At 58.3% G+C, this 11248-nt stretch carries 7 protein-coding genes and 3 pseudogenes; 1 reads left to right on the plus strand and 9 read right to left on the minus strand.

What is annotated here, in order from left to right:
* Positions 1-4: 4 nt before the first annotated feature.
* The 7 genes and pseudogenes from N2601_RS28435 to N2601_RS28465 form a co-directional block, all read right to left on the minus strand.
* Entirely contained in the window at positions 5-1153 is a 1149-nt protein-coding gene (locus N2601_RS28435) for a substrate-binding protein (RefSeq protein ID WP_104827711.1), read from the minus strand.
* Positions 1154-1183: 30 nt separating this feature from the next.
* Positions 1184-2029, minus strand: coding sequence for a nitrilase family protein (locus N2601_RS28440; RefSeq protein ID WP_104827712.1), 846 nt, complete (start codon positions 2027-2029; stop codon positions 1184-1186).
* A 194-nt stretch (positions 2030-2223) separates the two neighbouring features.
* Positions 2224-2847 (minus strand): ANTAR domain-containing response regulator, encoded by a 624-nt coding sequence (locus tag N2601_RS28445; protein WP_104827713.1) that lies wholly within the window; start codon positions 2845-2847, stop codon positions 2224-2226.
* Position 2848: 1 nt separating this feature from the next.
* Positions 2849-3982 carry a transporter substrate-binding domain-containing protein gene (locus tag N2601_RS28450; RefSeq protein ID WP_104827714.1) on the minus strand — a complete coding sequence of 378 codons (1134 nt, stop codon included), beginning with the start codon at positions 3980-3982 and terminating at the stop codon, positions 2849-2851.
* 123 nt (positions 3983-4105) lie between these two features.
* Positions 4106-5456 (minus strand): annotated as a pseudogene (locus N2601_RS28455) (M20 family metallopeptidase); the annotation flags it as partial.
* Between the two features lie 133 nt (positions 5457-5589).
* Positions 5590-6006 (minus strand): annotated as a pseudogene (locus tag N2601_RS28460) (serine hydrolase); the annotation flags it as partial.
* 49 nt (positions 6007-6055) lie between these two features.
* A pseudogene (locus N2601_RS28465) lies at positions 6056-6723 on the minus strand (ATP-binding cassette domain-containing protein); the annotation flags it as partial.
* Between the two features lie 808 nt (positions 6724-7531).
* On the opposite strand from N2601_RS28465, the gene N2601_RS28475 reads away from it, so the two are divergent.
* Positions 7532-8830 (plus strand): mechanosensitive ion channel family protein, encoded by a 1299-nt coding sequence (locus N2601_RS28475; RefSeq protein WP_104827716.1) that lies wholly within the window; start codon positions 7532-7534, stop codon positions 8828-8830.
* A 184-nt stretch (positions 8831-9014) separates the two neighbouring features.
* Here the strand turns inward: N2601_RS28475 and N2601_RS28480 are convergent, their stop codons facing one another.
* Positions 9015-9314, minus strand: a complete 300-nt coding sequence (locus N2601_RS28480) for a hypothetical protein (protein WP_104827717.1) — start codon at positions 9312-9314, stop codon at positions 9015-9017.
* Between the two features lie 644 nt (positions 9315-9958).
* A complete protein-coding gene (locus tag N2601_RS28490; RefSeq protein WP_104827996.1) occupies positions 9959-10630 on the minus strand; it encodes an HAD hydrolase-like protein in 672 nt (223 codons plus the stop codon).
* Positions 10631-11248 lie beyond the last annotated feature (618 nt).

Below are 11248 nucleotides of genomic sequence, written 5' to 3' on the forward strand. Positions count from 1 at the left end.
GATTTCAGAGGTTCGGGCACTGATCGCCAGGATCGACGTCTTTGAAGCTATCGACGACTGCAACGCTGCCGTCGTTCTTTACCTGGCCAAGATACATCGTCAGCGGCGCATGGTGCTGCTTGTTCATGGAGATCTTGCCGCGCGGACCGGTGAAGGATACGTCGGGAAGAGCCTTGAGCACATCCGCCGTATCCGTGCTGCCGGCCTTCTCGACGGCTGCTTTGTAAAGGTAGATCGCCTCATATTGCGGCACGGAAAGATCGTTCGGCGTTCGCAGTTCCTTGCCGAATTTCTTTTCCATGGCCGAGAGGAACGCCTTGTTTTCAGGGCTGTCGATGCCGGTGACGTAGGAGGCGGAGAGGAAGATGTCCTTGGCATCCGCGCCCATGCTCTTGGCGGTGCCTTCGTCGACCGCGAGATTGCCGTAAGGCAGGGTGACGCCGGAGGAGCGCAACTGCTTGGTCAAGGTCACGTTCGGTGCGCCGCCGGCCGTCGAGGTAATGATGGCGTCGGCGCCGGAGGAGCGGACCTTGGAGATGATGGCAGTCCAGTCGCTGCCGTCCATCGGCAGATATTCCTCGCCGACGACCTGAGCGCCGGCTTTTTCGATATAGCCTTTGGCGAAGGTCAGCATGCCGCGTCCGAAAGCATAATCCGAACCGATCAGGAAGAACTTCTTTGCGCCCTGTTTGCTGATGAAATTATCGACGACAGGCGGCACCTGCTGTTCTGGAACCCAGGCATCGACGAAAAGCTTGGCGTTGCAGGATTTGCCTTCGTAGAAAGACGTGTAGATATACGGCACGTCACCCTTGGAAATGATCGGCAGTCCGGCATTGCGTGCAGCGCTCGTTTCCATGGAGATGACGACGTTCACCTCTTTCTGGAAGACCAGGGAATCGAAGGCCTTTTGTGCGCCGGCCGCCCCTGATGCGTCGTCGGCGATCTCGAGCGCCAACGGCCGCCCGAGCACGCCGCCTTTGGCATTGATTTCTTCGACGGCGAGTTCGGCGGCTTGGACGACGGACGGTGCGACGACGCTGTTGGCGCCTGACAGCCCCACCGGCACGCCGATCTTGATTGGATCCTCGGCGAAAGCTGCGGTGGCGAATGCCGCGGATGCCAGTGTCAGGATGATGGTTTTCATTTGCATTTTGTTCCCCTTTCTTGAGTTGGGTTGATATTATCCGTAGACATCGGCTCGGCGGTCGCCGAGCAGATGATTGAAGCTGTTAAGCGTGCGGGTTTCCGTGACGCTCGACAGATCGATTTGTGCAAGGAGGATTTCCTCGCGATCGGCACTGGCCGGACCGGACACGGGCCAGCCTAGCGGGCCGACGATAAGGCTGCGGCCGATGAAGGTCTGGCCGCGCTCAATACCGATCCGGTCGGCGCAAGCGATATAAAGGCCATTGGTGTGGGCGGCCGCCTTGTGCAGGATATTGGCCATCGGCTCCGCAGCGCTTTCCGCCCCGGCCATCGGTACCCAGTTGGTGGGCACGCAGACCAGTTCCGCGCCGGCCAGCGCCAATTCGCGAAACGTTTCCGGAAACCACCCGTCATAGCAGATGGCGATGCCGATGCGGCCGAAGGGCAGGTCAAATACCGGCAGCCCGATATCACCTTTTCCGAAAAGACGGTTTTCGTTGTTCCACAGATGGAGCTTGCGGTATTTGCCGATATATCCCTCGGGACCGCAGAGAAGAGCGCTGTTGTAAAACCGGCCGCCATCCTGCTCGGCAACGCCGCTGACGATATAAAGGGCAAGCTCCGCGGCAAGGCGGCAGAGCGTCTCGGCGCTCGGGCCGCCGGGTACCGGGCCGGCCAATGCGGCAACCTCGTCGCCGTCACGGAAGTTATAGCCGCTGTCGGCCAGTTCCGGCAGAACGATGATTTCTGCGCCCTTGGCCTTCGCTGCCCTTGCCAGCCGCTCGATGGCTGCGAGGTTATGGGCGCGATCGCCGACGATCGGTTCGAACTGGACGGTTGCGACGGTTACCGTCCGCGCGGTCGAGGTCTTGATGCTCAATCTCGTCTCCAAACGCAAAAAACCTCTGGCACGGAATTCAATCCGTGAACCAGAGGCTACATAGCCATGATGTGAATGCGGCAGCTCTGCCGCTGAGCAAACCTGCTCGTTATCTTTAGACTTGCACGAAAGAATGGGACCGTCAAGCCGCTTTATCGGGCTTTTTCAAAAGGTGCGTAGATACAGCTAAGGGTTTAAATTTGAGGTTTTCCGCCGATGGACAGTCCAAGGCTTTTCATGGTGTCCTGCGCGGCGATGATGGATTCGGCGATCGTCGCCATCGGAACACGCTTTGACGTCGCCTGATCGCGCAAGAGCTTATAGGCCGCGTCCTCGTCGAGACCATTCATGACCCGCAGCGCCGAAACGGCTTTTTCGACCAGCCGGCGACTTTTCAACGTTTCCTCGAGTTTCTGCACCTTACCGGCGAGTCGCTTTTCGTAACTTTGCCGATAGCGTGCAAGCGCAAATTGCGTCAGAATGCCGAGCGGCCGCAGCGGTTTGCTGATAACGCCGTGGGCGTTGAGGTCGATGATCGCCTGGAGTGCTGTCGGGCTCTCATATGTCAGGATGGCGATGACCGCCGTCTGCTGGAGGTCGATGATCTCAAGCGCGTGCTCGACATGGACATCCTCGACATGCAGGAAGACGGTGTCTACGTCGGGAGGCAAGGCGGGCGGAAGCGGCCAGGTCGCCCGAACCTCGCAGCCAAGGCGCTTGAGATGGGCGATCAGCAAGTTGCCGTCCTCGTCGCGCGGATGGACAACCAGAACGCGTGCGCGCCGCAAATCCTGAATAATCCGGCTCGGTCCCGCCATCTCAGGCCTCCAGCCAAACGTCTTCGAACCGCGAAGCCGTCAGATACGGGTCCGGCCGGATCGGTCCAGGCGCTTGCCAGGCAATGTCGAAAAGCCCGTCGGCCCGCGCCACGCCGATGCGGGGGTGCAGCCATAGATGACGGGTATCGGCGTCGAAATTGATGCGACCTTCCGGAGCAAGAAAATCTTCCAGGAGAATTTCCTCGGAAATGCGATGGGTATCGAGCGAGCCGGCCCGGGCAAGCGCTCGGGCGAACAGGTGAACCTGCGCATAGGCCGGTTGCGACCACACGCTCGTGGTGAAGTCCTGGCCGAAACGGGCTTTGAACGCCGCTACGAAACGCTCGTTCGCCTCGTTTTCGACCGTCTGGAAATAAGTCGCCGAAAGAATATGGCCGGTGCAAGCGTCGGCTCCAATCTCGCGAATCTCGCTCTCGGCCATGGTCAGACTGGCAATCGGAACCCGCCTTCGATCGATTCCCGCCTCGGCATACATGCGGTAAAAACGCTGCGCCGGCCGCCCGATGAGCGTCGAGAAGATGGCATCGGGCTCGAGACGAACGATATCGGAAATAACGGAACGCAGCATTTGCTCGTCGGCATGGAGAGGAAGATATCGCTCGCTGACGACTTCACCGCCCTTTGCCTCCACCACATCCCGCATGACCCGATTGGATTCGCGCGGATAAATATAGTCCGCTCCGACGAAGAGGATCCGGCGTCCATGGTTGCGGAGCAGGTATTCCGCGAGCGCGAAGGTGTTCTGATTGAGCGTGGCGCCGGTGTAGATCACATTCTCCGAATACTCGAATCCTTCGTACATCGAGGGATAAAACAACAGCCCGTTATGCCGCTCGACAATCGGCAGCACGGCTTTACGGCTGGCCGACATCGACGCGCCGAAGATGATATTGACGTCGTCGTCGGCCAGGAGGCGCCGCGCCAGATTGCGATAGGCAGTTTGATCGCCGCCCGGATCATAGGCGATCGGAACGATGGGCTTGCCAAGCACGCCTCCGGCCGCGTTGACCTCTTCGATCGCAAGCGCGGTGCCAAGAAAGTGCTCGGTTTCCGTGATTTCGCTGATTCCGCTTCTGGAAAACAGCACTCCCACCCGCCATTCGGAGCTTGTCATCTTCGCCTCTTCGGACGCCGTTGGAGTTCGATAGCAGGGAATTTCTCAATCCCGCGCATTCGATTTCCCTACCCTTAGTGCGTTTCCATGTGATGTCGCAAGCGGGTTGCAAACAGGTATGGGTTAGTCACCGCTAACAGAATGACGTGAGTTACCGCTGTGAACCGATCCGGGCGTCACATGGTCGGGTATCGGGCAGATATACGCCTGCCCTTCGGTCTTGTCAGCCCATTCGGCCCTGGCCGCGGTCAGAAGTTCGGGCGTCGTCATCAGCGAGAGCCCAGTCGTCGCAAGCGCCTTTGCAGCATGCGCCATGGCCTTGTGGGCGGCTGCGCTCTTTCCCTGGGCGACCACCTGCCAGGTATGAGGATAGGTGCCGATCGCCCAGGCCGACGTCCAGCATTGCGCCGTCGGCGTCACCCAGCTGACATCACCGACATCGGTCGATCCAGCTCGAAAATGCGACTGGCCCTCGAACTCGCGCAAGCCGAGATGCAGCGGCGTCGATCTTCGCATTGGAAAAGACACCTCCATTGATCTGATAGAGCCGGATACCGCTCCTGATCGCCTCGTCGGTAAAGGTTTGCTGAATGGATTTGGCAAAAGCAAGATCCGCCTCGTCGAAGGCGATCGGGCCGAGCGCCATCATATTCTCGTGCATGGCGGTTTCGAGCGTGATGTTCGGCAAGAGATTGGTCGAAGCCGTGTCGAAGACGATCTGCACCTCCGTTTCCGCCATCATGGCGGCGCCGCGCGCTACTTTCTCGACGCGCTTGGCAATATCCAGAGCCTGCGGCATTTCCGGAGAAGGGATCAGATAGAGTACCTCGGCCTCTGCCAGAACGACATTCGCGGCCCTGCCGCCCGTATCGGTGATCGCATAATGCACGCGGCAATCCTGCGGCATGTGCTCGCGCAGAAAATTGACACCGACATTCATCAGCTCTACCGCATCGAGCGCCGATCGGCCGAGATGGGCCGCGTTCGACGCATGCGCAGCGACACCCTTGAATCGATAATAATATTCGATGACCGCGAGATTGTTGGTCGAGCGCACCCCATTGAACGGCGCCGGATGCCAGGTCAGAGCAGTATCGACATCATCGAAGAGCCCGGCCCGCACCATGAAGGTCTTGCCTGAGCCGCCCTCCTCGCCCGGGCACCCGTAATAGCGGAAGGTGCCGGGGAGATTATTTGCCTTCATGTGCCGGGAAAGCGCAACCGCCGCCATCAGCGAACCGACGCCGAGCAGGTTATGCCCGCAGCCATGTCCCGTCGCGCCATCGACCACGGCTTGGCGCTCAGCCACATTGGCAACCTGGCTCATGCCGGCCAGGGCATCGAACTCGCCCAGAAAAGCAATCACCGGCTTGCCGGCACCGAAGTCGCCGATAAAGGCCGTCTCCATGCCTGCCACGCCACGCCGGAGCGAAAAGCCGTTATCTTCGAGCGCTTTTGCAAGGAGTTCGGACGTAGGTCCGAACTCTGCGCAACGGTGATATCGCGCGCTGCCGCGACATTTGCCAATGCGAGCAGGGCCGCGCCCGCAAGAAGAAGCTTTTTCACTGTTCTACCCTCTTATCTGTCGTTGATTGTTATGACGCAAATCCATCCCAGTGGGCGACGACCGTGCCGAAAGGCAGTCGGGACGGGATCGCATAACGCAGGATCTGGTTCTTCAGCGTCTGCAGCGCATAGGCACAGAGTGCGGCCGAGACGCCGAGCTTTTCCTGAGCTGCCGCCGAAGTCTGCGCATCGAGGATCATCTGAAGAAGTACGGCCTGGTCGCGCGCCGTGGTGGTCGTCACCGACTTCAGCGCATGATCCGGCGACAGGGCGAGCGGCGGGATCAGAAACCGGTGGTGCGTGCCGACAAGGCCGATCGACTTGCAATAAGTGTCGACCTCCTCCAGCGTCAGGCGCTCGAACACCATCTTGGTGCAGACATTGCCGCTCAGAACCATCATGCCGGTGAGGGCGTCACGCAGGGAGAAGCGGGTTACGGAGGGTTGCGTGTCGCAGATCTCTGCGAGCCGCTCGGCAACCGAAGCAGAATTGGAAAGACTGACCACATCAATTCTCCAGGCGCCATTTGAGTATCACACCACCCTTTTCGTTTGGTCCAGGGCGGGAATGGCCGAGAGGAGCCGGCGCGTATAGGCCTCCTTCGGGTGATCGAAAATCCTGTCGCGGTCGCCTTCCTCGATGATGCGCCCGTCTTGCATGACGACGACGCGGTCGGCGACCTGTTCGACGACACCGAGATCGTGGCTGATGAAAAGGCAGGAGAAGCCGTAGCGCTTCTGCAGATTGGAGAAGAGCTCCAGCACCTGGGCCCTGACCGTAACGTCGAGCGCTGAAACCGGCTCGTCGGCAATGAGAAAGCGAGGGCGTCGCTCAATGGCCCGCGCGATCGCCACGCGTTGCCGCTGGCCGCCCGACAGTTCATGCGGGTAGCGGTTGGCGTAGTCACTGCTAAGACCAACCTCCTCCAGCGTTTCCAAGGCCCGCTTGCGCTTGGCATCGCCCTCGAGGTCCGGCACGAGCCTGAGCGCCTCCTCGACAAGCGCCTGGATCGTCATGCGCGGATCGAGCGAAGAATAAGGGTCCTGGAAGACCATCTGACAATTCAGGCGGTAATCGCGCCAGTCTTCGTCGCGTGACCGGCCCTGAAAGCGAATGTCGCCTCCGCTCTCCTTGACAAGACCGGCAATGGTCCGGCCGAGCGATGTCCTGGATGACCGCAGCGTTGAGAGCGCAAAAGCATGATTGCAAGAACACCACACCATTCAGGTCGTTAGCCGAGATCGCTGCGGCGTGCATGCACAGGCCGCCAGAGAGGGTGCTCCGCAGGCCGCCAGGTGGTTGACCGTTTTCATCTTGTCGAAAATCTCAGGGCGGCGATCAAGGAACAGACGAGCGTTTATGGTCACGCCCATGTTAGACCCATTCTCTCCGAAGATGCTATCGCCGGCGCTACGGCACAACATCGCCGTGCCCACTTGGCCCACAGACAATCCCGTCGGGAAATATTCGAGATACTTCAGGCTTTGCGCCAGCAGGGGCTTACCTACAGCGAGATTGCAGCGATATCGGGCAAAACGCTGCGGCCAAGTTGAGCCCAGGACTTTCCGGGCAGCCCGGCAATTGGACCACGTCGCCGCCAATAGTCGGTCGCGCGTCGCGCGATATTGGCGTCAGATATATCTTGCCGCAGGGCCTTTTTGGGAACGGCCTTGCCGGCCTTAATGAATTGGCTCTGGGAAGCGGCATCGCAAGGAAAGCTCAGTACCGTTCTCCTCTTTGCCGCTCAGGCAACGCCAAAAAAAGCATGGCGCAAAGTCGTGGGGTGTTACAAATCGGTGACTGTCTGAAGGCGTCTTCCAGCGTCTACATGATGTCGGCGATGGCATCTGGCATGACGGAGCGCGAGAACGAAGCTCGCTGTCATCGGTGGCCGTCGCCCGATCGCCGGAAATCGTTGGGTGGATTGAACAAAAACTCGTGTCGACGCCTTTATCTGCCTGAAGCTGTTTAAAGGCCGGAGCCATGTACGTCAGGCAGACAATCGACGCATTCGAACAGTGGTTCAGAACGTTCGTAATGAGCGAATGGACGTTCTACCAATTCGGCTTCATTGCCGTCGGTTACGTTGCAGCGTCATTCTTAGCATCACGCACTGAACCTGCATTGGAATCGAAAGCCAGGCGCATCAAGGGTAATCCAGACCTGTTGCGCGTCATCATCGCTTTTATGCGACGCTTGAAGTGGCTTTTTCTTGCGGTCTGGTTATGGCTTGTAAACGTCATTCTGACTCAAAACACCTGGCCATCGCAACGGTGGCTAGTTTCGACTGCCCTGACGCTGACGGCGGCGTGGTTCATCATCTCAGTTCTGACCAAGATTATCCGTAATCCCGCTTTGTCGCGTATCGTCGCAATCTTTAGTTGGGGCTACGTCGCGTTATACGCGCTGCGGCTTGACGATCCCGTGTTCTCCGCGCTCGATGGACTGGCTGTCAATCTGGGCGCTGTCCGCCTTTCACTTCTTCTTGTGCTAAAAGCCGCCGTCTTGGCCGTCGCGCTTGTTTGGATCGCGGTCCTCATCGGTAACGTTCTTTCCCACTGGGTACAGAGGTCGGGCGACCTTTCCCCATCGATCAAGGTGCTGATCAGCAAGTTCATAAAAATCGGTTTGATCATGATCGCCGGCGCAATTGCCTTATCAGCGACCGGCATCGACCTCACGGCGTTGACCGTTTTTTCCGGTGCAGTTGGCGTAGGAATAGGCTTCGGCCTTCAGAAGGTCGTATCGAACTTCATCTCCGGCATCATCATTCTCCTCGACAAATCTATCAAGCCAGGTGACACGATCACGCTCGGCGACACCTTCGGTTCAATCCGCGATTTGCGCTCGCGGTTCGTCTCGGTCATCACGCGTGATGGTAAGGAATACCTCATCCCCAACGAGGACTTTATCTCCCAGCAGGTCGTCAACTGGTCGTTCTCCAGTGACTACGTCAGGATCGATGTCGACTTTGGTACGGCTTATGACAGCGATCCCCATGAAGTTGCTAGAATTGCGATCGCGACTGCCTCTTCGGTAGATCGCGTTGCAAACGAGTACAAGGCGCCGGTATGCTGGCTTACATGCTTTGGGGCTTCGTCGCTGGATTTCCGGCTGCGCTTCTGGATCTCCGACCCCGCAAACGGTCTGACAAATGTCAGGGGCCAGGTGCTGATGGCGCTGTGGGACGCGTTCAAGGAAGCTGGCGTATCCATCCCGTTCCCGCATCGGGAAATCATTATGCGGACGCCCGTCGAAATCAAGCAATCGCGCGAAGACTAACCGTGGCATCGAAACATAGATAGGGTACCTGCCGACGCACTTGCGTCGATGTTGCTCGTTATGACCACGCGACAGACGCTGGGATTTCGAACCCAATGAGCGTCGAATGACGTGCGATCGAACCGACACTGCATAGCTGAAGGACAAACCGCACCAGCAGGGCTGAGACGCGTGCTGAGCCTATTTAGCGCTTCCGTGAATGCCGCAGAACGATGTTTTCATGCAATGCACCGCAAAACGCGGGCAACAATCCAAAGAGGATCAATTGCGGAGTCCCCGAAAGCGCAAGAAGGTTCGACAGTATAAATGAAATCAGCAGTCCCAGGGCGGCGCCCGCAATATATGGCAGATAGTCAACCACTTCGTCATCCCTCCAGTGTGTTCTCCGAACGATCTTGACATCAAGAGCAAGATGGAAGCCTTTCGCGGCAAGCGTGTCTACGGAAATAGCGACCGTCGGCCCCATCTCGGGGCGTTGAGACATCGAGCGCGGTGCAGCTACCGAAGCCCCTCCTCGACCGCTTCCCGGATTGCGCCGACGACATAGTTGACGAGCCCGCCGCCTGTGCGAGCATTTCCTGGCGAATGGCCTCATTCTCAGCATCGGCGACAAGTTCCTCGACTAGCTTCAACGCGTCAGCCTGCTGCGTGCCGCTGTCGATATGTTCGGATTTCCAACGTTCGAGAAACTGTTCTGACTTCATAGCTTAGCCCGTCCTTTTCGATGCCAACGCGCGAGGACGGAAATGGTTGTTAAGGTGGCTCCGAAGTAGCGACCGGGCTGAGCCGTCTCTCGCGGAAAGTGGAGCATTCAAGCGAAGCGTCGTGGCTTAGTTAGAGATATCCACCGAACACTAGCAGAAGTACGCCGACGGCGATGATCAATAATCCCGGCCAGTTTCTCGATACTCCGAGAAATCGGATTCCCTGGCCTTGTGGCTCTAACGTTTCATTCCCTTGCAGTGACCTGTACGGTTCGCTCAATCGCCCGCCAAGGGCCTCCCGAAACAGGTAAAGAAGCCCCACGATCACTAGTATCGCTCCGAGTAAGATAGCCCACATGTTGCAGAGCCCTTGTCATGGCCAATAACACAAAAGACATTCTGACACCCATTGTTCCGCGATGCATCACAAGATGGAGACCGCCTTTCTGGCTAGTGACATCAACTCCGCCGGTGCGCCCACGATGACGTCCGTACCGGCAAGTTCAAGTTCCTCCCGACTACCATAGCCCCAAAGAACCCCTACAGCGCGCATTCGGTTCGCGTGCGCTCCGACGATGTCGAATTTTCTATCGCCGACCATCAGGCAGTCCTGGGCGTCCAGCCCCGTATCCCGCAGAATATGCGCCAACAGTTCAGGCTTATGCTCCAGACCTGTTCCGGGCATCGAGCCGTATATGCCTTGGAAGAGATCCGACAGTCCGTGATTGTCGAGAATGCGCCGAGCGAACGTTTCCCGTTTTGAGGTCGCCAGGAAGAGACGGACGCCTCGAGAATGCAGCTCGACCAGCGTTTCCCTGATCCCTGGGTAGAGCTCGCATAGTAAGAGGCCACGAGTTCCGTAGTCAGACCGGTAGGCCTCGACAGCTTCCGCGGTGCGATCATCGCCGAATGAGCTGAGAAGGTAGCGCATTACGTCCTCGATCGGCGGCCCGATGATCGAGCGAATATCCATCTCCGGGTCCGTTTCATGGTCTAGTGCCCGCAGGGCTGCCCGGCAGCTTGAGAGAATGCCCGGTTGGGAATCGACCAACGTTCCATCGAGATCGAGAAGGAGGTTTGATACAGCGTAGGACACAGGCAGATCACTCTCTTTATGAATTGCTGAGCAAAGGCTTTCGGCCAAATTCACTGGACAACGCCAGATGATGCCTTGAAATTCAAGGTAGATCCGCAAAAAACTTGAGCTATCCCGCAAAGCAGCTTAATCGCCCCAAGCGTTCGCCACCCTTCGTACCGAGAAACGATAGCCGATACCCCGCACAAGTGTTCCCGAACCTGATTTCGATCTGATGCTGCCACGCATGAGGCGCAAGAACCTTCGCCACCCCGTCGATCTCGCCCCGACCGAAGATCCCGAGCTGACCGCCTTCCTCATGGCAGAGATCGAGGAGGCTTATTCGCTGAGCCTCGATCCGCCGGCCTGCTTTTATTGCCAGAGCGGCAATACAGTTTCACGATGTCGAGCTCTGAACAGTCCAACGTGTGGTGGTAGGCTGCGCTCGATCGATCCGCGCTCTATCACGTTGCACGCGCCCGGCGTCTCCCACGGGCATTATCAAGTCCAGCGCTTGTGCTTTCGCTCCGTAATCCGTGCCTGCCTTTGGCGTCGGACGGCGTTCATTTGCTTTACGGCTCACGACTGCCTCTGACTCTTTCCCGATTGTTGCCGATAAAGGGCTCGATTGTTTAGAGA

Source organism: Rhizobium sp. CB3060 (assembly GCF_025200735.1).
Classification (GTDB): Bacteria; Pseudomonadota; Alphaproteobacteria; order Rhizobiales; family Rhizobiaceae; genus Rhizobium.